Here is a 21,307-nt window from a genome sequence, read left to right on the forward strand (position 1 = left end):
GTGAAATTAAAGGATTACCCAATCAAAGCAGGAGTGTCTAACAGACACGTTCATCTTTCTCAGAAAGATCTCGAGATCCTCTTTGGAGAAGGATATGAACTGACTGCTATTAAAGATCTTGGACAGCCCGGGCAATACGCAGCTCAGGAAAAAATAATACTTGTAGGCCCCAAAGGTGCCATCGAAGGGGTCAGGGTTCTCGGACCGGTCAGAAAAGCAACTCAGGTGGAAGTCTCCAGAACCGATGCATTCAAACTGGGCGTAAAACCTCCGATAAAGGATTCAGGGGATCACGAAGGTTCTGTGGGACTTACACTTGTGGGACCCAAAGGGACAGTGGTGCTCGAAAAAGGCGTTATCCTTGCTAAAAGGCACATACACATGACCCCTGAAGATGCTGAAAAGCTTGGAGTAAAAGATAAAGACCTTGTTATGGTATATTGTAAAGGTAACGGTGAGAGAAAAACCATATTCGACGATGTGCTCGTCAGGGTTAGCAGTTCGTATGCCCTTGAATTCCACGTTGATGTTGACGAAGCAAACGCTGCAATGATAAACAATAACGACGAAGTTTTTGTTGTTGAGGAGCTGTAATTTGTTTTATCTGGGTACGAGCGGTTATCATTTTCGAGATTGGATAGGAACAGCCTATCCCGAAGATATTAAACCTTCGCAGATGTTGAACTATTATAGAAGCATCTGGCATTTTAATACCGTTGAACTGAATTTTACTTATTATCGTATGCCAGATTATCATACTCTGGCAGCAATTTCGAGAAAGGTTCCCGGTGATTTCCATTTTACCGTGAAGTCACCGGGTTCTATTACCCATGAATACTGGAAAAATCTTGAATTTGAAAAAGCAATTGATGACCTCACACTCTTTAAGAACGCCCTTGCCCCTCTTCGATCAGAGGGAAGGTTAGGTCCTGTGCTTTTTCAGTTCCCATGGGGATTCAGGCCCACTAATGATAACCTTGGCTATTTGAAAGCAATAATGGATTTCTGTACTGAAAGCGAGCTTATTCCCGCCGTGGAATTCAGGCACAGCAGCTGGGAAATCGATGAATACGGCAATATGCTGATCCAACAAAATGCCATTCCGGTAATCGTCGATGCCCCGAAAATAGACAATCTTTTTGGCTACCGTTCAATTGCTGGCCGCGGTGCGGCTTATTTCAGACTTCATGGGAGGAATGTTGATTGGTTTACTTCTAATGGAAGTGAAAGATACAACTACAATTATTCTGATGACGAGTTGAGATTTTTTGCGCTGGACGTGATAGAATTCTTATCGAAGGGATTAGATGTGTACGTTTACTTCAACAATTGTCATATGGGCAATGCAGTTCACAACGCTCTTCGTTTCAGAGAAATTGTAGGAGGTGCCTGAACTCTCAATGAACTACAGTGACTACTTCAACATCGTATTGAGAATGCTTTCGGATGGGTCCGAGCCTTATGAGATCTTCGATGAACTCTCCAAATTCGGTTTAAGGGAGAACGAAATCGACGAAATTTTGAGCGTTGCTCTTAGAATGCTTGTAGCAGGTTATGATACCACTCAGATAATTTTTCGGGATAGCTACGACCTTAAGCGAAGGGTATTTACTGAGGAAGAGCTTGAAATTCTGAGAACGCTTCCAGGTCTCTTAAAATCTTATGTCTGGGGTGAAATATCACCTTCAGACTTTGAGAAATCTCTCACTGATTTTTCGGATTTTGATTAAAAAAGACGCGGGCAAAACCCGCGTCGATGTATGTTTTTGCCTGCCTGTCTTTTTCTTTCCTACACCCATTTTGCCATGGGAATAAAGCTGCTTAGCGGCATTCTTTCGGGATTTGGCACAACACGCACCGTATACGCCATTTTCCCTTCTTCCTCGACCTTGAATTTGCCACGATACAGATATTCTCCATGGACATCCTCTTTCTCTATTTCCATAGGAAAGGTTTTGAATGCTATCATCTTTTCATCTTCATCAAATTGTGCCAGGAAAATCTCCACTTTAACCTCTTCCGGCGACAGTTCGCCCAGATAAACATTTGCAGTAATTTCAATTGATTGTCCCACACTTATGCTGCTTCTGAAACCGGCTCTCGGGATATTAGGCTTGATCCTGATAAAATCCCAATTTTGCTTTAGTCGCTGTTTCCATTTCGAAAGAGACAAAGCTCCGCTGTAATTGTCCTTTTCTGTGAATTCCACTGAACTCATTGCTTTTGAGTAGATCTTTTCTACATAATCAATGAGCATCCGGTGGGTGTTGAAATTCAAAGCGATGCTCTTGATTGATTCCTTCATCTTCTTAATCCAGCCCGTGGGAATTCCCTTTTCATCGGTGCTGTAATAAAGAGGGACGATTTCCTTTTCAAGTATGCTGTATATGGAAACGCTGTCTATTTTGTCCTGTAGTTCTGTGTCTTCATGATCCCTGTTATCGCCTATCGTCCAGCCGTTTTCGCCGTTGTATCCCTCAACCCACCAGCCGTCGAGGGCGCTGAAATTAACAGCCCCGTTCATTCCTGCTTTCTGCCCGCTTGTTCCGCTGGCCTCATGAGGGCGCCTTGGGTTGTTCAGCCAGACATCAACACCACTTACCATGTGCCTTGCAATGTTCATATCGTAATTTTCGAGAATCACAATACGATTTTTGAATTCTGGCATTCTCGAAATTTCGTAAATCTTCTTGATAAGGTTTTTCCCGGGGTCATCAGCGGGATGAGCTTTTCCGGCGAAGATAAACTGCACAGGCTGTTTTGGGTCAGTAAGGATTTTTTTAAGCCTTTCGATGTCTTTAAAAATGAGAGTAGCCCTTTTATAAGTGGCAAATCTTCTTGCAAAGCCAATGGTTAATATATTTTCAGGTAAGATATCTTCAACTTCCATGAGATCCTCTATTGTCTCTCCAAGCCTGAGTCTCTGCCTTCTTAACCTGCCGTGCAGGAAAGTGCGCATCCGTCTTTTAAGTTTCATGTGCACTTCCCACAGTTCTTCATCGGGTATATCATCCACATGTTTCCATACTTCGGGTGAAGAAACATTTTCATGCCAGTTTTCAGGGAAATAACGGTCGAAAAGCTCTTTCAAGTCTCTGTTCAGCCAGGTCCATATATGGACTCCATTCGTGACGTGGCCAATGGGAACCTCAGGTTCCGGAAAATCGGGAAATACATGGGTCCACATGCGTCTTGAAACCTTTCCGTGTAACTCGCTCACGCCGTTCGAAACGGCGGATACCCTTAGTGCCAGTACAGTCATGCTGAAATGCTCATGGCCATCTTTGGATTTTTCGATTCCGAGGTCAAGGAATTCTCTTCTGGATATATTCAATTTTGACCAGAAATCATTGAAATACTTATCGATGAGGTTTATTTCAAAAACATCGTTGCCAGCGGGTACTGGAGTGTGAGTTGTGAAAACATTGCCCGCTTTAGTGGCTTCGACAGCGCTTCTGAAGTCCATTTCTTTGTTCTGAATAAATTCTCTTATCCTTTCCAGAGTTAAGAAAGCGGCATGCCCTTCGTTCATATGCCAGATTTTAGGATTGTATCCAAGAAGCCGGAGGGCTCTAACGCCTGCTATTCCAAGAACTATCTCCTGTTGTATTCTCGTTTCCCTGTTGCCACCATAGAGTTGTGAGGTAATTTTCCTGTCCTCGGGGTCGTTTTGAGGAATATCAGTATCAAGAAGGATAAGGGGGGTTCGGCCGACGTTTGTCTGCCATATTTTCACCCAGATACGCCTTTCGGGGAAGTCCACTTTTACGTAAATTTCCTCTCCGTCATCATCAAAAGCGGGCTTTATAGGGAAATCCTCAAAATCGTATTCAGGGAATTCGGCATGCTGCCAGCCCGTCTTGTCAATAGTTTGCTTAAAATATCCGTGCCTGTAAAGGAGACCAACACCAACGAGATTCAAGCCCAGGTCGCTGGCCGTTTTTAAATGGTCACCAGCGAGTATTCCCAACCCGCCAGAGTATATGGGGAAAGATTCGTGAAGTCCGTACTCGGCACAAAAATAGGCTATTTGCTTATCGACTTTATCCTGGTAATTGCGAGCCATCCAGGTATCTTTGCTTCTCATATATTGTTCAAATTTTTTCACGACCCGGTCGTAATTTTCAAGAAATTCCTTATTTTTTGAAAGCTTCTGAAGCTTGTCCTGATCAACTCTTCTCAATAGCTTGACAGGACTTCTTTTGACTTCGTACCATAAATCCTGGTCCATTTCTTTGAAAAGCTCTTCAGCATCGGGGTTCCACGTCCACCAGAAGTTGTAAGCAAGTTCCTCCAGCTTCTTAATTCTGTCAGGTAGTCGGGGAATAGCCCTCATTTTTTCGATAAAGTACATCGAAGGACCTCCTTCCAGAGTATAAAGATCGCATAACAATTATAAATCAAAATGAGCCAAAAATCCATGATATAAAAGCTTATTCGGGAATAATCTTGGATATTGGTTGAAAATGCGGATTTTCGCAAGAAATGAATCGGGAAAGCTTAAAAAAAGGAGAGCCAGAGCTCTCCTTATGAATTATCTCTTTTTTATTCCTCGCTTTTTATCGAGTCTTCTTCTGTAATCAGAAATCTTTCTGGAACTGTCTTTTAAAAACTTCGAAAGCTTTCTTTCAAAATCTTTGTCCAGGTTCTGGTCTTCGTTACCCGATTCTCCCAGGTCTTTGATGGAAAGCTCCCATTTTCCATCGCGAGTGGTACCCACGACCTTCACCTTGACCTTTTGCCCTACCTTGAGATGATCATCGATGTTCTTTACGTAACTCTTGGAGATCTTGGAGATATGAAGGAAACCCTGCTCACCACCTTCCAGCTCTACATGAGCCCCAAACTTCATTACAGCGGTGATCTTTCCTTCAACAATGTTGCCAACTTTCGCACTCACATTCCTAACCTCCAATGGTTTCAAATATAATAAGTGACAACTCAGTAGTTGTCGCCGTACTTGTTCTTGAATTTCTGTACTCTTCCCTCAGTATCTACAATAAGGGAACTTGTATCGCCTTTATAGAAAGGATGACAATTGGAGCAAAGGTCAATTTTTATGTCCTCGCGTATTGACCAAAACTTGTGTTCTGCCCCACATGTGCATTTTACCGTAACAAGCTTTAGCTCGGGATGTATACCTTTTTTCATCGGGCCTTCACCTCTTCAATAGTTTAATTTTACGAAGTTCATTATATCATATGCTTGAGATACTGTCAAAGGAATGTAGTAATATAAGGTAAAAAATCTGTATCACCGCTATTATCCCACTAAAAAGGTGTGATTGCATGAAAATACTCAAACAAGCGCAAGAGAAGCTTTATGAAGAAGGTTTTTTTTCATATTATGAAGCCAGAAAGCGCGAAGTGATGAAAGTTTCTTACATATTGAGAAGTGCCCGGTCTGAAAAGGCTATCCATTTTTTGAAGAAAGAACTCGGCGAACTGAAAATATTGGATACAGGCGATGCTTTTAGCTTCCTTATAGAAATACTTGCCGAAAAAGGCAGACCTCTTGAGGAAAAGGTAAAATTCGTTGCAGAATTGAGCGAGTCGGAAATATTTGAAGTTTTAAGGTTGCTTTATTACATATATCCCTTTTCATATCCACCGCTCCCGCAAAACGCCAAATGGACAAGCCTTGATGAGTATTTCCGCTGGACAAAAGAATGCGATGCTTTTTTAGGAAGTGTCTTCGAAAACTATATAATGCTCGAATGTGCTCTTAACTTCAAAAAGTTACCCATTCCTTATGATCTTCCTGCTTTTTTGAGGAGCATCGAGCTGAATGATTTGAAAAAACTGAAGGAAGGGCGCAATAAAATAAAGCAGCTGAACGATGATGCAAAAAGAAAAATGAAGAAGTTGAAATACTCTCATCCTTATGTGCGTGCTGTGCTCTTTGCAAAAAGAACTATCCCGATTGTTATAGATGGCAGCAATATTATATACTCTAAATCTGATTTTCCCGATTTGAAAAACATCACCAGGCTTTTTGAGCTCTTTGCACGTTCATCGCCAGTATATTTTCCATACCGTATTATATTTGATAAAAATGTGCGGTATAAAATCAAAGGGAGCCAGCAACTTGAACTCGAGAAGTTATTGTATTTACCACATGTAGAACTTTATTCCCCAGCTGATGACAGGATCATCCAGCTCGCAAGAAGCTTGAATGGGCGTATTCTGAGCTACGACAGATTTTTAGAATATGACATTGAAGGTATAGAAATAATCAAACCGGAGGATTTAGTATGAAGACAGCTGATTTTGACTTTGAATTGCCAGAGGAACTAATAGCACAGGAACCAATTTTACCCAGGGATCATTGCCGTTTATTGGTAATAAGGCGGAACTCGGAGGAATTTGAACACAAGAGATTCTTTGAAATAAAAGATTTTCTAAGGAACAACGATCTTTTGGTGTTGAATGACAGCAGGGTAATCCCCGCAAGGCTTTTCGGAAAAAAAAGCACGGGAGCGAAAGTAGAAGTTCTCTTGATAGAAAAACTGAATGATGGCATCTGGAAAGCCATAGTAAAACCGGGATCCAAAATAAAGAAAGGAAGTACCTTGATTTTTAATGAATTGAGTTGCAAGGTAATAGATCATCTTCCTGACTCCACAAGAATTCTTGAATTCTGTGAACCCGATGCAGAAGAAAGAATCCGCAAAATCGGGAAAATGCCTATTCCTCCATATATAAGAAAATATCCAGAGAATCCGGAACTATATCAAACTGTTTATTCAAAAATCGAAGGCTCTGTTGCTGCACCAACAGCGGGGCTTCATTTCACAAAGGAACTGCTCACCGGTCTTCAGGATAAAGGTGTAAACATCGCTTATATAACATTGCATGTTGGAATAGGAACATTCAGGCCGGTAAAAGCTGAGAAAATAGAAGAACACAAAATGCACGAAGAATTCTTCACCATTTCGAGAGAAACGGCAAAGAAGATAGAGGAAACCCGCGCAAAGGGCGGAAGGATAATCGCAGTAGGAACGACTGTGGTCAGAACCCTCGAATCTGTTGCCCGGAGTGATGGCCGTGTTTTGCCAGAATCTGGATACACAGATATCTTCATCTATCCGCCTTACAAATTCAAAGCCATCGACGGACTGATAACCAATTTTCATTTACCTCGATCTACATTGCTCATGCTTGTTTCAGCTTTTGCCGGAAAAGAGAAGATATTAAAAGCTTACAAAGAAGCAGTCAAAGAGAAGTACCGCTTCTTCTCCTTCGGTGATGCGTGTCTGATTTTGTAATCACACTCTATTGAGAGTAGGCCTGATAAAATGCTCCCAGAACTTTTTCAGGATAATTGCCAGAGGTGCGGCTATGAAAGCACCTGCTACTGAAAAGAGCTGTGCCATTATTATTATCATCACTATTATAAGCACGGGGTTTATGCGCGTATATCCCTTCATTAACTTCAGGAATACTATGAATGCAACTGTGTGGATGGTCACAAGGAAGACCAGGAGAAAAACAAGCGCTATCCAGTTCTGCCCCGAAACTACAAGAAGGAATAACGGGATAAATTCAAGCACAACCCCCACGATTGGTATCAGGTTTGTTATGGCTGCCCACACACCCATAAGCAAACTGTAATCAAGCCCGAGAATCTTGACCATGATTCCCACACTGATACCGGTTACCAGCGCAACAAGAATTATTGCCACCACATAACGTTCGAGATTTCCATAAGTGTCTTTGAGAAAGCGCTTTGCAAGACCTCTGGAAGATCCGGGATATATTTCTGGCAGGTGCTTCTTGAAATCACCAAAATAATAGCCAAGATACACAGTCCCGATGATCACGAAGAACATAACTGAGAATGTCGCTGAAACAAGTGAAGGCAGTTTTTCGAGAAAGGCAGTGAGGTATTCTCTGAATTTCAATTGGACCTCTATCAGGATGTTTCTTATACTCGACATAATCTGCGCCTTTCTCTCTTCAATTTCTTCAAGTTTTGTATCATCTTCATTTTTGTTCTCATCTTTTTTTATCAAACTGTCAACTAACCATCCAAATGTTGATCGCCAGTTTTCCTCCGACTTGAACCCGGAGGTCCTTTCCCAGATTTTATCTGCCAGACTGGTGGCGCTGCTGGAGAATTTTTCGTGACTTGAAATTATCCGTGTGATTTCTTCTTTTTCCAGTTCTTTTTTCTTTACCGGGAGAATTACGGCAAACTTTCCCTTTGCGATATCCTCTACCGGTAGATCTTCGAACGAGGACAGTTCATATTCTGTAAAATATGAGAGCAAATCTTTTTTTAAGGCGTTTAATTCTTCATCACTTATAGTGTTTTCCTGTTTGTGTTCACTGAGTATGGTATCTAAGCGGAATTCTATTTCAGGGATGCTGAGTTCAGCACTTTTATCGGAAGGAAAGAAATTCAAAGCAGTATAATAAAAGCTGGAAGCCTGATTGGCAATGGGCTGAAATAAGAATACTACAATAAGTATCAGAGTGAGATAAAGCGCACCAAGCCCCAGCGCAATGGCAATCCAACGTTTGACTTTCAACTTTGAGGTGGCAAATTTGATCCATGGCTCAACGAGAAATACGATCGCTATCGTTATGATAAAGATTGCAGAGATTGTTGCAGAAATCGTTAAAAGGAAAAAGGCGACCAGAAAATATACGATGGTGAAAATCATGACCAGAAATCTTGGAGACTTCAATAGATTCTTCATTGCTGACCTCCTTTGGAATGCAAAAAATATTCCCTGATATTCTCTATATCCTTTGTGAGGCCCATAATAATCATCAGCTTGATTCTTGCCTTTTGAGAAGAAAGCCCTGGTGCAAAAATGGCACCGGCCTTTTCAAGCTGCAATCCTCCGCCTTTGTATCCATAAACGCCTAACACCCTCCCTTTGAAGCATCTTGAAGTTATGATTATGGGAATGTTAGCTTTGACCAGGTTTTCGATAACATCCGCTACTTTCGGTGGCACATTGCCGCGCCCGAAGGCTTCAAGAACAATACCCTTGAATCCCATTTTTGGAAGGCTTTCCAGAATTCGCCCATCGTCGCCGGTAAAGGTTTTGTAAAGAGCCACCTGTTCTTCTATCTGACTCACTTCGATGGTTTCCCTTTGAAGGGGCTTACGATAGAAAATAATTTTGTCTTCATCGACTATCCCCAGGGGGCCATATCCCGGCGAATCAAAAGTAGCTACATTGCTGGTATATGTTTTTGTAACCTCACGAGCCGCGTGAATTTCGTCGTTAAGACAAACCATGGTTCCCATATCTATACTCATGGGGTTGGTTGCTACCCTGACAGATGAGACGACATTTCTAGGCCCATCTGTACCCAGCTCATCAATGCTCCGCATAGCAGCGGTACAAATTACGGGTTTATCGCTATTTACTGATAGGTCTAAGAAATAAGCGGTTTCTTCCAGTGTATCTGTGCCGTGGGTTATAACAACACCTGCGATGTCATCTCTTTTGAGAAGGGAGTTAACCAGAGATGACAGTTTCCACATGATTGCCGGAGAAACATGCGGACTGGGAAGGTTTGAGAATTCGAGGTGCTCTATCATGGCTATCTCTTTTAATCGGTCTATTTCGGTGATATTCCTGTTAGCCGAGAGTGCAGGAACTGCCCCACCGGTTTTTGGGTCTTTTGTCATAGCTATTGTGCCACCGGTAGTGATAAGGGCTATTCTTTTCAAATTCATCCCTCCTATATAACCACACCTATTTTTTTCAGGAGTGTACAGATATCCTCACCCAATAACCGCTTTACATCCTCCCACGAAACAAAGGGGCGATGCAGTAAGATATTCGTTGCCCTGTGCCTACCGATACCCGGAATGCTCTCGAGAAGCTTCATATCCATGGAGTTTAGATTGCTTTTCAAAGGAATGCCTGTTACAGAACGCGCTCCGTGCGCTATTACCACCATGTCCATCGGCTCATCAAAGGGAGCATAACTTCCGACAAGTATCGGATACGTTCCAAGGGGCCTGCCAAAGGTGAGAGCCCCTCTTTTGAATTCGGGTATCACTCTTCTTATTATCGCACCAATGGGAAAAACTTTCTGAATCATTTCTTTATCTATGGTATTCCGAACATTCTTCTTGTATCTTTCAAAGGCGCTTCTATTCATTTTGGGAAGCTCAAGCTTCGATAGCGGTGTGTTTCCAAAGACCATTACCTGCCGTATATTCAGCCTTCTGATGATAAGGTCTCTTTCAAGGATTTCCTTCAAAAGGGAGAAATCGATCTCAAAAGTCTCTTTGGTAGTCCCAGGCAAGCCGTACAAAAGATTTATGCCTGGCAAAAGCTTGGGAATGCCATCGATTCTCACATTTCCGATTTCATTTACAATCTTTATTGCTTCTATTATCTCATCAGTAGTTCCGTCAATATTGTTCAGACGTCTAACAACCGGGTCAAAACTCTCAACTCCAAATGATATTGTATCACCCACGGTGTTGTATTTAACGATACTTTCTATGATTTTTTCCGAGTGCTTTCTGTGTCTTGCAATGAATATGGGATTTCCGTTGTCTATATGAAAGACTTCCGGATTCAAGATTGCTGAAGTGCTTTGAAACAGCAATTCCACTGCCTCTGGATCTGGCTGGTCTTTTTCCCTGTCGTAACCGTAAGCAGTTACATTTGCGCTTCTACCAAATCTGATGGCCTTTGCCCCAACTGCTTTCAGTGCTTTTAACTCGTCCACAATGCCCGCAAGGTCACGACTTTTGAAATTTCCATAAAGAAGGGATTCTGTGCAAAAAGAGCAGAAATTATCCCTTCTTTCACAACCGCTTGAAATATCAAATTCCACTATTATGTTTGGATATCCGGGATGCTGGGGTAAAATGCCGGCACCGAGTTTGTAAAATTCATTCATCAACTCATAATAGCCCCTGCTGTTGATATCTATGCCAAGGAAATCAGCCAGATCCAGTTCGTTTCTAAGAAGGGCATCTGCCTTTTCAAGCGAAATTTCCCGGGCTTTTCGACCACCTTTCAGGGAATACCCTGCCACGATAGGGCCTTCGACTATTTTTGTGGGATTATCGTTCAACAGAAGGAGCTTCTCAAATTCGCTGAGGCTTGCAGGCGTTCCTCCTGTATAATGGCCCGGTGTGGTCAACCCACCATGAAGAACAAGATAATCATAGGTGTCAAAAGAGTCCCACAACCCTTTTTCTCGAATGGTATCTATCGTAAAATAATCTACATCGATGCCTCTGGAATAAAAAATTCCAGCTATTGCCCTGACGCGCTGAGAAATGTAAGGCGGTACACCAAGAGCAGCAGGTTCATCAATATACCCATCTATTAAAGCGGCTTTCAATCTATCACACTCCTCATGCAAAATGATATCATCATAAGGTTACGCCAATGAAAAGCCGACTATTAATTAATTATTCACAACGCTTGCGCATATTTGAGTGTATAATAACAACAGTAACTTTTAGGAGGGAATGGACTTGCCATTAGAAAAACATTGTTCTTTTTGTGGTAGGCCTGCTTCGCAGGTAAAAAAACTGATATCGGGCGCAGAGGGATACATTTGCGATGAATGTGTAGACCTTTTTCACGATATCCTGAAACAGGATGTAAAAACCATAAGGGAATCAGGGAAAAAACTACCTACCCCGGCTGAAATTAAAACTGAGCTGGATAAATATGTAATAGGACAGGAAGCCGCTAAAAAGGCCATTTCTGTTGCGGTTTACAATCATTACAAACGGGTATTCAAAGGCGTGGAAGATGTAGAGATTGAGAAATCCAACATTATGCTTATCGGTCCAACGGGTTCCGGAAAAACGCTTATTGCGAGAACCCTTGCCCGAATTCTCGATGTGCCCTTTGCCATAGCTGATGCTACGCCTCTTACAGAAGCCGGTTATGTTGGCGAAGATGTTGAAAACGTCATTTTAAGGCTTCTGCAATCTGCAAACTTTGATGTTGAAAGAGTCCAGTACGGAATTGTATATATAGATGAAATCGACAAAATAGCGAGAAAATCACCCAATCCATCCATAACAAGGGATGTATCTGGCGAAGGGGTTCAGCAAGCCCTGCTGAAAATCGTGGAAGGTACCCTCGCGAATGTACCCCCGCAAGGTGGAAGGAAACGCCCCTATCAGGAATTTATCAAGGTTGATACATCCAACATACTTTTCATTGTTGGAGGAGCTTTTGATGGACTTGAGAATATAATCCAGGAGAGAATCCTTACATCCACTATGGGCTTTGGTGCGGAAATAAAGGGTAAAAGGGATTATCGAATCGGAGAGATCCTTTCACACGTAGGACCTGATGATTTGATTCAGTACGGTCTTATTCCGGAATTTGTCGGACGTTTCCCCGTTCTCACGACCCTGAATGACCTGAATATCGAAGATCTGAAAAAGATAATGCTCGAACCGAAAAACGCGATCATAAAGCAGTACCAAAAACTTCTCGAGCTTGACGGCATTGAACTTGAATTAACAGAAGGTGCACTGGAAGCCATTGCAGAGAAAGCCCTTTCCCGGGGTACTGGAGCCAGGGCTTTGAAAAGCGTTATTGAAAGCGTCATGATGAATATCATGTTTGAAGCGCCGTCGATGAAAAATGTTGAAAAGGTTATTGTAACCCGGGAAGTTGTTGAAGGCCGCAAAGAAGCCAAAGTTATAAAGAGAGAATCTGCCTGATGAAAGTGCTTGCTATTGAAAGTTCTTGCGATGAAACAGCGATAGCGATTGTCGATGAAGGTAAGTTGATTTCAAATGTACTTGCCTCTCAGATTAAGATTCATCAGAAATTTGGTGGCGTAGTGCCTGAGCTCGCAGCCAGGCATCATCTTAGCAATATTGTTCCGCTTGTCGATGAGGCTTTTGAAAGAGCCGGGATATCCATAGAAGAAATAGATGTCTTTGCCGCAACCTATGGGCCAGGGCTTGTGGGTTCACTTCTGGTTGGCCTTTCCTTCGCCAAAGGACTCGCATTGGCTCTGAACAAGCCTTTTGTTGCTGTCAATCATCTGCATGGACATCTATATGCGAATATGATCACCTTCCCAAAGTTGAGCCCACCTTTTCTAATGCTACTCGTATCTGGAGGTCATACAGAGCTATTCAACGTGAATTCCTGGGACTCCTTTGAGAGAGTCGGGAAAACGCGAGATGACGCTGCTGGAGAAGCTTTTGACAAAGTGGCAAGGCTGCTGGGATTGAGTTATCCCGGCGGACCCGAAATAGAAAAACTCGCAAAGAAAGGAGAAGTGAAGTACAGCTTTCCCCGTTCTTTGCGTGAAAAAGGTAATTATGATTTCAGTTTCAGCGGTTTAAAAACCTCGGTGCTGTATTTTATAAAGAAGAACCCCGGTGCGAAAAAGGAAGATATCGCCGCTTCTTTTCAGGCTGCAGTGGTCGATTCCTTGCTAAGCAAAACCTTTGCAGCAGCGGAAAAGTATAGATTAAAGGACATTGTGTTTGCCGGAGGGGTTGCTGCTAACAGTTATCTAAGAGAAAAAGCCGGGCGGCTTTCTGAGGGGAAGTACAGCATCTATTTTCCTCCAATAGAGTTCTGCACTGATAACGCTGCTATGATCGCAATGGCAGCATACCATAAAGCAAAAAGGGGAGAATTCTCTCCCCTGGGTACCAATGCGATACCTTATCTCAAATTTTAGTCTTCGGAACTCTTTGTTTTCTCGGAAGAACTTCGAGAATCGGTCGAATAGAAACCACTTCCCTTAAACACGACTCCAACGCTTGCAATGGCCTTTCTCAATTTTCCCCCGCAGGAGGGACAGGTAGTTAAAGGTTCTTCGCTTATCTTCTGGAAGGCTTCGATTTCATTTGCGCACGATTCGCAGACGTATCTGTATCTTGGCATAGCTTCCCCTCCTTTTCTATTCTTCAGCGTATTCAGGAATGACACAGATGAACTTCAGTGCCTCCTTGCTGTCATTTCTGAACTGGTGAACCACATTACCCGGAACGTATACGAAAGAACCTGTTTCAGCAATTCTATCACCATCGGGAGTGACAACTGTTGCGGTCCCGGATAAAATGTACACTTCGTGTTCCCAATCATGTGAGTGTTTCGGACTATGGCCGCCCGGGGCAACTGTAAAGAGCCTCATGACAAAATTCGGAGCGCCAAGATTCTTGCCTATCAATACCCTTTTTTCAACGCCTTTTATCTCTTTATTATCAAACTTCTGAGGTTTTATTTCGAGAGATTTTCCTATGATTATTTTGTCTTTCATTTGTCAAACGCCTCCCGTAGCTTTTTCGGTATGGTTTCTTAGAAACAAATTCAATTACAACCCTTCTGTAGGGTTCAAGTCCTACAGAATAGCTTTTCAGGTTTCTATATTTTGATACGACTTCGTGTACTATTCTTCTCTCTTTAGCGAACATGGGCTCGAGCTCCACTCTTCTTCTGTTTTGAATAACAAGCTGCGCCATTTTGTAGGCAAGGTTTTCAACATTTTGCCTTCTTTCTTCTTTGTAATTCCCGACATCTACAGAAACGTTTAGCTTAACATCGGAAAGCCTGTTTGCATATATGCTTACTATGTGCTGAAAAGCACTGACAGTTTTTCCATGCCTTCCAATCAATCTGGATACCTCTATTCCTTTTATGTCGATGAAAATGGTTTTTCTCTCGATTTTGATATCAAAAACCACATCTTTGTTGAAGTGTTTCAATATTCCTTCGAGATATTCTCCTATTTTCCTCTCGAAATAGTTGGGTAAAAGCTGAACTTCGATAACCGCTTCCTTACCGCCCAGAAAGCCTAAAAAACCTTTTGAGCCTTTCTCTACTACCTTGACGTTTAATTCATCTTCATAAGCGTCGTACTTTGAAATTGCCGTTCTTACCGCTTCTTCAACGCTCGGAGCTTTAATCGTATCGAGTTTCACGCCAGAGCACCTCCTGAATCTAAGACGATATCTTATTTAGCGGGTTTTGGTGGAAGACCTAAAACCTCTCTCATCGAAATCCCTTTCATGCCGAATTTTCTGTAAACATAGATGGTGATGAGCAACTGGATAATACTGTTTGTAGCGTAGTAAATAAATAAACCCGTTGGCAAAGTGTAGAAAAGGAAGGGGAAGACCATGGACATTATCATTGACTGTCTGGCGGTCTTTCCATCCTGGCTGGTAACCGTGGCAAGGTATATGCCCGTCACGATACTGATCAATATCAAAAGACTGTTCTGCAAAAAGCCACCGGAGGAAAGATCAGACCAGATAAGGAATTTAGGTGCGTAAGCAAACATTTCGCTGAAATACCTTATTACCGAGTAAAGCACGAAAAACACCGGCAGCTGAATGAGCAAGGTCAAACAGCCTGTTGCGGGGTTAATGTGCTTTTCCCTGTATAGAGCCATGAGAGCCTGTTGCTGTTTTTGTGGGTCTTTGTACTTCTTGCGAATTTTTTCTATTTCTGGCTGTACTTTCCGCATCTCTATCATGGATTTGGTTTGAACATGGTACAGAGGATAAAGCACTAACCTTACAACGAGGGTGAACAGGATAATCGCCCAGCCAAAATTGCCGGTTAGCTTGAACAGATAATACAGGAAGACAACAAGGCCGTGGTGGATGTAGCTGAAAAATCCCAAAGCCCCAACCTCAGAAAGATTCTGCTTTATCGTGTCATATAGCTCTGGAATTGCCTCTGATATGTATACGAGCTTCACCGGACCTGCATAGACCTTTATAGAACCACTACCACTTTTTGTGTTCAAGATGCCATCAGAGAAAACCGCATCTGTTGAATAAAGTGTCATTAAAGATTTGGGCTTTCCAAGGTAGCTCATGTGATAACTATTTGGGTCGAAGGTCTTCGTATTTGAGATATATGGAAAAGTCATGGATATAGGCTCTGAGAAACTATATTGAACCTCAAAATCATAGTAAGGGTTATCGTATATTACAAAGGTCTTTGTACCCTTTTCATAATCAAATCTGATAATAAAAGCCCCGCTAACTTCGTCTCTGAATGCAGTGTGAGATATGGGGATGAGTTCGGTATCTCCAACGAAAACATTGAAACCATCGTTTCCATAGCGGGATATGAGATCAGTGCTTCTATCCACTTTAATATATATGTCCTTAAGCACTCCAAGATTCAGATCAAAGGATATGACAAAGGTTTTGCTTTCTAGAGTAAATGTCCCGTCAGTTCCTTCCTTTGTTGTCATATCATAGGCAAACAATGTGGAAGTGAAAAGCATTACAACGGAGAGTAGAAGGATGCTAAAAACCTGTTTTTTCATTTTTCTTCCTCCTCGGAAATGAAAGTGTGATGTGGAATTCCTTCGGCACGGGATCATTCCCGCCTGGATTGAATGGGTTACAGCGCAAAACGCGCCATGTACCAAGTAACAATCCTCTGAAAAAGCCAAAGCGCTCTATGGATTGGTACATATAAGTAGAGCAGGTAGGCGTAAACCTGCAACTGGGAGGTTTTAACGGAGAGATGTACTTTTTATAGAACTCAATTAATTTCAGTGCCGTTGTTTTTGCAATTCTCATTTTTTCCTTGCTTTTCATCGATTCGTCTCGCAATCCTCAACAATCTTTCACAGAGCATGTGATAGTCAACTTTGTTGCACTTAAACGAGTCTGATAAATCTTTTCTCGCAATAAAGAGTATATCATAGCCTTTGGGAAAAACCGCCTTGTTTCTTCTGAATACCTCTTTTACAAGCCTTCTTAATCGATTCCGGTCATGTGCTTTCCCAAATTTCTTTTTCACCGATATACCTATACGAGAAAAAGGCAGACTGTTCTTGATATATATTACAACAAAAAAAGGGTCTTGAATTACATCGCCTTGCCTGAACACCCTATCAAAGTCTGCCTTCTTTCTCAGCCTTTCTTCCCTTTTTAAGAATGCTCTTTCAGGTGTCACACAGCCAGTCTCTTTCTTCCCTTTCTGCGCCTTCGAGCAAGAATAGCTCTACCAGACTTACTACGGCTTCTCACAAGAAAACCATGAGTCCTCTTTCTCTTGATCCTTGATGGCTGATATGTTCTTTTCACGGGTCTACCTCCTTTTTTCGCTGTCCTTACTCATTATACGTATCACTTAAAAAGCTGTCAAGAAGGTTATTTTAAGATTAGTTGTGATTTTGAATATTTTCTTCAACTCGGGAGAATTTCATTAAGAATAGTGAAATCAGCAGATAGTATAATTAATGAGAAGAAATTTGAGGTGATTAAATGATATTGACTTTAAGAGGCAAAAACTTTCTAACCTTTCCGGAGTTTTACATGGAGTTTTCAACGGGTATGAATGCAATCACCGGAGAATCCGGAGCGGGAAAAACTGTTTTATTAAGAGCCTTAAAGGTGATAACCGGCAAGGCTATCGATCAGAATGTGGAGCCCGGAAGCTTTGTAGAAGCAACCTTTTTAGGAGATGAAACGGTTTTTGCAAGAGCCTCTGAGCTCGGACTTGACTTTGATGGTGAGGAATTTCTCGTCAGGGTTGATTTTCATCCTCAGAAGACTCTTTACAGGTTGAACGGCCATATTATTCCCAGGCAACTGGTGAAAGAATTACTGGACGGGCATATAGAAATCCACTCCCAGCATGGGAGCGTGAAGCTACTTGATCCCTCCAGACATCATTTGATACTCGATAAAGTCATATCAAGCAATTTGATCCGCGATTATGAGAAAAAATACAACCAGCTTATCTCTATCAGGAGAGCTCTCGGAAAGCTTCATGTAGATCCTTCGGCTATTGAAAGGGAAAAGGATTTTACCCAATACCAAATTGCAGAAATCGATAACGCTCGGCTAAATCCAGCAGAAGACAACGAGGTTGAACTGAAATATAAAAAAGCACAGAATGCAAAAATCCTCCAGCAAAACTTTGAAAATCTCGTGAATATTTTGAAAGAAGCTGACGACTCAGCTTATGTAAAACTTTCGACAGCTATAAGGGAATTAAACCGCTTCCGCTCGCTGGGATACGATGATCTTTTAGAACACGCCCAGCTTGCCCTTGAAGAAATTGGCTATTTGCACGATATGCTGACAAATGAAATGGAAACCTTTGAAATCGATGAAGAAGAGCTTGTCAGGCTTGAAGAAAGGCTTAATCTTATTCAATCGCTTAAGCGGAAATATGGAAGCACCGTTGAAGAGATCCTTGAGATGAAGAAGGAACTCGAATCGAAACTCAAAGAGCTTCAGGAACTTGAAAACAAAAAAAAGGAACTGTTGAATATGGAAAAAGAGCTTCTTGAAGAATTAGAAAATCTTGGATCTCAACTTGATAAAGAGCGAAAAAAAGTCGCTGAAAAGCTCTATAAAGAAATTAAGAAGCATCTACATGATTTGAGAATGCCTTCGGCAGCATTGGAATTTAGATTTTTCCCGGAGCCTTCTCCTATGGTTTATGGAACTTCCAGAGTGGTACTTTTTGTTCGAACCAATCCTGGTGCTGACTTCATGGAATTGGGTTCCGTAGCTTCAGGTGGGGAGCTGTCGAGGATCATACTTGCCATTGAAGCGGCGGTAAAGGACAGTCTTGATCTTGGGACAATTGTGTTTGATGAAATTGACGCCGGTGTTGGCGCAAGACAGGGTCATATTCTGGCTGAAAAGCTTAACGAAATAGCCAAAAGCACCCAGTGTGTGGTGATTACACATTTGCCACAAATCGCTGAAAAAGCCAGAAAGCATTTTGCAGTGACTAAAAAGACCACAGATACCTTTGCTTACTCGAATATTGTGGAACTGACACCCGAGGAAAGAAAAAAAGAAATCAAAGATATGATAGGAAAATTAGAGGTGAGATGATGGACAGGAATGAATTGATAAGAAAAATAGTAGAAGAAAAAGGTGCAGAAGCCATCCCGATTTTACTGGAACTCTTGAGGAAGGAAGATGATGCCACTGCTCAGATTTGCCTTGATGCTTTGGCTCAAATTGGTGAAGAAGGCCGAATGGCACTTATAAATGAATTGAAGCGGATCGTGAAGGAAGGCATCATGAACGATATTACAGCCCTTTACATAGCCGACCGTTTGGGAGACCTACACGAAAAAAGAGCCGCTTCCACTCTTTATTCCCTGCTTCAGTTTTACGATGATGAAAATGCGCAGGTTGTCATTTACGAAGCCCTGGCAAAGCTTGGCGAAGGAGAAAGGGTTGTGGATGTGCTAACGTTGTTCCTTGAGGAAGGCGAAAATCAGGAGTTCATCGACCAGTTGATAATGGCGCTGAGCCACACAAAATCCATAAAAGCGCTTAAAGCTCTTGTAAAGCTCTATTCAAGGGAAAACCTTGATAGAGGTACAAAGGCATTCATACTGGAAGGAATTCAGATGCTTGTAATGGACAGGCCTGAATTCAAGGAAGTACTCGGCACCCTGGAAAAGGGTGATGAGATACTTGAAAAGCTCTACCTCTGGAGAAAGGAAAACAGGGGAAATGGACACTGAACTTTTTGAAAAGCTTTACCTCGCTGGCTGCCAGATACTGCCTGACGTAAAGCTGTCAGAATATACAACGATCAGGATAGGCGGGCCAGCAAGGGCAGTGATCTTTCCGCAGAATTTGGATGCTTTCATAGATACGTTGAGCATACTCGCAGAAAAAAATGAACACTACAAAATTCTCGGTGGAGGCTCAAACGTAGTCCCGCCTGATGAGTACAAGGGCATTGTAGTAAGCACAAGAGCCCTTACAGGAGCGAAGTTTAGCGGGAACCGTGCGGTTGTCGATTGTGGGCTCGGCATTCAGCGCTTGATAAGACTTGCCGCTTCACATGGGCTTTCCGGTCTTGAATTCCTTTCTGGCCTTCCGGGGAGTCTCGGGGGTGCACTGTTCATGAATGCAGGCGCCTTTGGTGGCGAGATAGGAGATCTGGTGGAAGAAGTTGCAGTTCTCGATGACGGTTTCAATATAAAACTTCTAAAAGCTGAGGAAATAGAGTTCTCTTATCGCTCGAGCTCCCTGAGTAATTATGTTATTTTAAATGCCACTCTGAAATTCAGTTACGCTCAACCCGAAAAAGTGTTAAAGGAAATGGAGCACATATTAAAAAGGAGGTTAGAAAAGCAGCCTCTTGACCAGCCAAGTGCTGGGAGCACATTCAAAAGGCCACGAAAGGACTTTTATGTAGGGACAACAATTGATGCCCTTGGCCTTAAGGGATTGAGGGTAGGTGGAGCTGAAATTTCCCGGAAACACGCAGGATTTATTGTAAACCGGGGAAAGGCTACCCAGGAAGATGTGGTGAGGTTGATAGAGAGGGTACGGGAAATTGTATATTCGACTTACAATGTTAAACTTGAAACAGAGGTAGAAATATGGAAGGGGGGATCATATGCCTGATGATTTCAACGAAGATTTTGAAATGCCTAAGAAAAGGCAGCCGATAAAGCTCACAGTTGGCTTTATCTGGATTATTGTGCTGATCATCATTGCGATTTATTTCCTGTCGGGTTTTTTCTTTGTAGGACCGGCAGAAGTCGGTCTGGTAAAAAGGTTCGGGGCATATCGCATATCAGTTGGGCCTGGCCTACATTATCACCTGCCCACGCCGATAGAAAGTGTTGTGAAAGTGAACACATCAGCTCTCCGAAAAGAGGAAATCGGTTTTAGAACAATTACACCAGGAAGCTACAGGTCCTATGAAGACGAAGCTCTTATGCTTACAAACGATGGCAACATAGTATATGTCGAAGCCGTTGTGCAATACTATGTGCTTGAGCCTGAAAAGTTCGCTTTCAACCTTGTTGACCCGTCGGTTATAGTGAGGTTCACCACTGAAGCCGTCATGAGGGAAGAGGTCGCTGCAGTGGGAATAAACGATATCCTTACGGTGCAAAGAGAAAGCATTTCCAACAAAGCCGCAGAGAGAATTCGCGAAGAACTTGAAAAGATCAACGCGGGTATTGCCGTGAAAAACGTTTATTTGCAAGAAGTCAGTCCGCCGTCGCAGGTCATTGCAGCTTTTGACGATGTAAACAACGCAAAGCAGGACAAAGAAAAGCTTATAAACGAGGCTGAAAGATACAAGAACGACGTAGTCCCGAAAGCTCAGGGAAACGCCGCAAAAATGTTGAGAGAAGCCGAAGCCTATGCTCAGGAAAAATATTTAAAGGCCTTCGGGCAAGCGCAAAGGTTTAAGAGCATCCTGAAAGAATACGAAAAGGCTCCCGAGATAACGAAGAAGAGGCTGTACCTTGAAATGTTGAATAGTATCCTGAGCAGCAGTGAGAAGTACGTCATTACCGGCGATTCCGGAGTGTTGAAACTGCTCAACCTCCCGTTAATGGAAGGGGGGAATTGA

The 21,307-nt window shown here is 42.4% G+C and carries 24 protein-coding genes; 11 read left to right on the forward strand and 13 right to left on the reverse strand.

Going from position 1 to position 21,307, the window contains the following annotated elements; all coding sequences use genetic code 11:
* The 3 genes from pduL to AT15_RS06640 are packed head-to-tail and all read left to right on the forward strand — an operon-like array spanning position 1 to position 1,730.
* Positions 1 to 594 carry a phosphate propanoyltransferase gene (pduL, locus tag AT15_RS06630; RefSeq protein ID WP_068347687.1) on the forward strand — a complete coding sequence of 198 codons (594 nt, stop codon included), beginning with the start codon at positions 1 to 3 and terminating at the stop codon, positions 592 to 594.
* Position 595: 1 nt separating this feature from the next.
* On the forward strand, positions 596 to 1,393 hold the full coding sequence (locus tag AT15_RS06635; RefSeq protein WP_068347689.1) for a DUF72 domain-containing protein: 798 nt from the start codon (positions 596 to 598) through the stop codon (positions 1,391 to 1,393).
* Positions 1,394 to 1,400: 7 nt separating this feature from the next.
* Complete coding sequence (locus AT15_RS06640) at positions 1,401 to 1,730, forward strand: hypothetical protein (protein ID WP_068347691.1); 330 nt, start codon at positions 1,401 to 1,403, stop codon at positions 1,728 to 1,730.
* A gap of 59 nt (positions 1,731 to 1,789) precedes the next feature.
* Here the strand turns inward: AT15_RS06640 and glgP are convergent, their stop codons facing one another.
* The 3 genes from glgP to rpmE all read right to left on the reverse strand — a co-directional run bounded on the left by glgP (position 1,790) and on the right by rpmE (position 5,151).
* Positions 1,790 to 4,354, reverse strand: a complete 2,565-nt coding sequence (gene glgP, locus AT15_RS06645) for an alpha-glucan family phosphorylase (RefSeq protein WP_068347694.1) — start codon at positions 4,352 to 4,354, stop codon at positions 1,790 to 1,792.
* Positions 4,355 to 4,534: 180 nt separating this feature from the next.
* Positions 4,535 to 4,900, reverse strand: a complete 366-nt coding sequence (locus tag AT15_RS06650) for a S1 RNA-binding domain-containing protein (RefSeq protein ID WP_084251577.1) — start codon at positions 4,898 to 4,900, stop codon at positions 4,535 to 4,537.
* 41 nt (positions 4,901 to 4,941) lie between these two features.
* A complete protein-coding gene (rpmE, locus tag AT15_RS06655) occupies positions 4,942 to 5,151 on the reverse strand; it encodes a 50S ribosomal protein L31 (RefSeq protein ID WP_068347695.1) in 210 nt (69 codons plus the stop codon).
* Between the two features lie 137 nt (positions 5,152 to 5,288).
* Between rpmE and AT15_RS06660 the strand changes: the two genes are divergently transcribed.
* Together AT15_RS06660 and queA are read left to right on the forward strand one after the other, a co-directional pair.
* A complete protein-coding gene (locus AT15_RS06660; protein WP_068347696.1) occupies positions 5,289 to 6,257 on the forward strand; it encodes a hypothetical protein in 969 nt (322 codons plus the stop codon).
* Positions 6,254 to 7,267 carry a tRNA preQ1(34) S-adenosylmethionine ribosyltransferase-isomerase QueA gene (gene queA, locus AT15_RS06665; RefSeq protein ID WP_068347698.1) on the forward strand — a complete coding sequence of 338 codons (1,014 nt, stop codon included), beginning with the start codon at positions 6,254 to 6,256 and terminating at the stop codon, positions 7,265 to 7,267. Before AT15_RS06660 ends, queA begins: the two co-directional genes overlap by 4 nt.
* On the opposite strand, the gene AT15_RS06670 is transcribed toward queA, so the two are convergent.
* From AT15_RS06670 to AT15_RS06680, 3 genes are read right to left on the reverse strand one after another with little or no spacing between them, the layout of a single operon-like run.
* Positions 7,268 to 8,704, reverse strand: coding sequence for an AI-2E family transporter (locus tag AT15_RS06670; RefSeq protein ID WP_068347699.1), 1,437 nt, complete (start codon positions 8,702 to 8,704; stop codon positions 7,268 to 7,270).
* Positions 8,701 to 9,693 (reverse strand): asparaginase, encoded by a 993-nt coding sequence (locus AT15_RS06675; RefSeq protein ID WP_068347704.1) that lies wholly within the window; start codon positions 9,691 to 9,693, stop codon positions 8,701 to 8,703. The genes AT15_RS06670 and AT15_RS06675 overlap by 4 nt, the downstream gene beginning before the upstream one ends.
* Positions 9,694 to 9,704: 11 nt before the next feature.
* Positions 9,705 to 11,333, reverse strand: coding sequence for a radical SAM protein (locus tag AT15_RS06680; protein WP_068347707.1), 1,629 nt, complete (start codon positions 11,331 to 11,333; stop codon positions 9,705 to 9,707).
* Between the two features lie 130 nt (positions 11,334 to 11,463).
* On the opposite strand from AT15_RS06680, the gene clpX reads away from it, so the two are divergent.
* Both clpX and tsaD read left to right on the forward strand, forming a co-directional pair.
* Entirely contained in the window at positions 11,464 to 12,681 is a 1,218-nt protein-coding gene (gene clpX / locus AT15_RS06685; protein ID WP_068347709.1) for an ATP-dependent Clp protease ATP-binding subunit ClpX, read from the forward strand.
* Positions 12,681 to 13,661: a tRNA (adenosine(37)-N6)-threonylcarbamoyltransferase complex transferase subunit TsaD gene (tsaD, locus tag AT15_RS06690; RefSeq protein ID WP_068347711.1), complete on the forward strand. Its 981-nt coding sequence runs from the start codon at positions 12,681 to 12,683 to the stop codon at positions 13,659 to 13,661. The genes clpX and tsaD overlap by 1 nt, the downstream gene beginning before the upstream one ends.
* Here tsaD and AT15_RS06695 read toward each other — a convergent pair.
* The 7 genes from AT15_RS06695 to rpmH are packed head-to-tail and all read right to left on the reverse strand — an operon-like array spanning position 13,658 to position 17,037.
* Positions 13,658 to 13,867: an FmdB family zinc ribbon protein gene (locus AT15_RS06695; protein WP_068347713.1), complete on the reverse strand. Its 210-nt coding sequence runs from the start codon at positions 13,865 to 13,867 to the stop codon at positions 13,658 to 13,660. The genes tsaD and AT15_RS06695 overlap by 4 nt on opposite strands.
* A 16-nt stretch (positions 13,868 to 13,883) precedes the next feature.
* On the reverse strand, positions 13,884 to 14,243 hold the full coding sequence (locus AT15_RS06700; RefSeq protein WP_068347715.1) for a cupin domain-containing protein: 360 nt from the start codon (positions 14,241 to 14,243) through the stop codon (positions 13,884 to 13,886).
* Positions 14,188 to 14,904: an RNA-binding cell elongation regulator Jag/EloR gene (gene jag / locus AT15_RS06705; protein ID WP_068347717.1), complete on the reverse strand. Its 717-nt coding sequence runs from the start codon at positions 14,902 to 14,904 to the stop codon at positions 14,188 to 14,190. The genes AT15_RS06700 and jag overlap by 56 nt, the downstream gene beginning before the upstream one ends.
* Before the next feature lie 32 nt (positions 14,905 to 14,936).
* Complete coding sequence (yidC, locus tag AT15_RS06710; RefSeq protein ID WP_068347719.1) at positions 14,937 to 16,268, reverse strand: membrane protein insertase YidC; 1,332 nt, start codon at positions 16,266 to 16,268, stop codon at positions 14,937 to 14,939.
* Complete coding sequence (yidD, locus tag AT15_RS10125; RefSeq protein WP_084251581.1) at positions 16,249 to 16,527, reverse strand: membrane protein insertion efficiency factor YidD; 279 nt, start codon at positions 16,525 to 16,527, stop codon at positions 16,249 to 16,251. Before yidD ends, yidC begins: the two co-directional genes overlap by 20 nt.
* Positions 16,490 to 16,906 (reverse strand): ribonuclease P protein component, encoded by a 417-nt coding sequence (gene rnpA / locus AT15_RS06715; RefSeq protein ID WP_068347721.1) that lies wholly within the window; start codon positions 16,904 to 16,906, stop codon positions 16,490 to 16,492. The genes yidD and rnpA overlap by 38 nt, the downstream gene beginning before the upstream one ends.
* Positions 16,903 to 17,037: a 50S ribosomal protein L34 gene (rpmH, locus tag AT15_RS06720; RefSeq protein ID WP_068347723.1), complete on the reverse strand. Its 135-nt coding sequence runs from the start codon at positions 17,035 to 17,037 to the stop codon at positions 16,903 to 16,905. Before rpmH ends, rnpA begins: the two co-directional genes overlap by 4 nt.
* A 180-nt stretch (positions 17,038 to 17,217) precedes the next feature.
* Here rpmH and AT15_RS06725 point away from each other — a divergent pair, with 180 nt between their 5' ends.
* Genes AT15_RS06725 through hflK form a run of 4 tightly spaced genes read left to right on the forward strand, consistent with a single transcriptional unit; the run spans position 17,218 to position 21,307 of the window.
* Complete coding sequence (locus AT15_RS06725) at positions 17,218 to 18,807, forward strand: DNA repair protein RecN (protein WP_068347725.1); 1,590 nt, start codon at positions 17,218 to 17,220, stop codon at positions 18,805 to 18,807.
* On the forward strand, positions 18,807 to 19,451 hold the full coding sequence (locus tag AT15_RS06730) for a HEAT repeat domain-containing protein (protein WP_068347727.1): 645 nt from the start codon (positions 18,807 to 18,809) through the stop codon (positions 19,449 to 19,451). The genes AT15_RS06725 and AT15_RS06730 overlap by 1 nt, the downstream gene beginning before the upstream one ends.
* Positions 19,441 to 20,346 carry a UDP-N-acetylmuramate dehydrogenase gene (murB, locus tag AT15_RS06735; protein WP_068347878.1) on the forward strand — a complete coding sequence of 302 codons (906 nt, stop codon included), beginning with the start codon at positions 19,441 to 19,443 and terminating at the stop codon, positions 20,344 to 20,346. The genes AT15_RS06730 and murB overlap by 11 nt, the downstream gene beginning before the upstream one ends.
* Positions 20,339 to 21,307: an FtsH protease activity modulator HflK gene (hflK, locus tag AT15_RS06740; protein WP_153019720.1), complete on the forward strand. Its 969-nt coding sequence runs from the start codon at positions 20,339 to 20,341 to the stop codon at positions 21,305 to 21,307. The genes murB and hflK overlap by 8 nt, the downstream gene beginning before the upstream one ends.

The organism is Kosmotoga arenicorallina S304, from assembly GCF_001636545.1.
GTDB classification, from domain to species: Bacteria; Thermotogota; Thermotogae; order Petrotogales; family Kosmotogaceae; genus Kosmotoga_B; species Kosmotoga_B arenicorallina.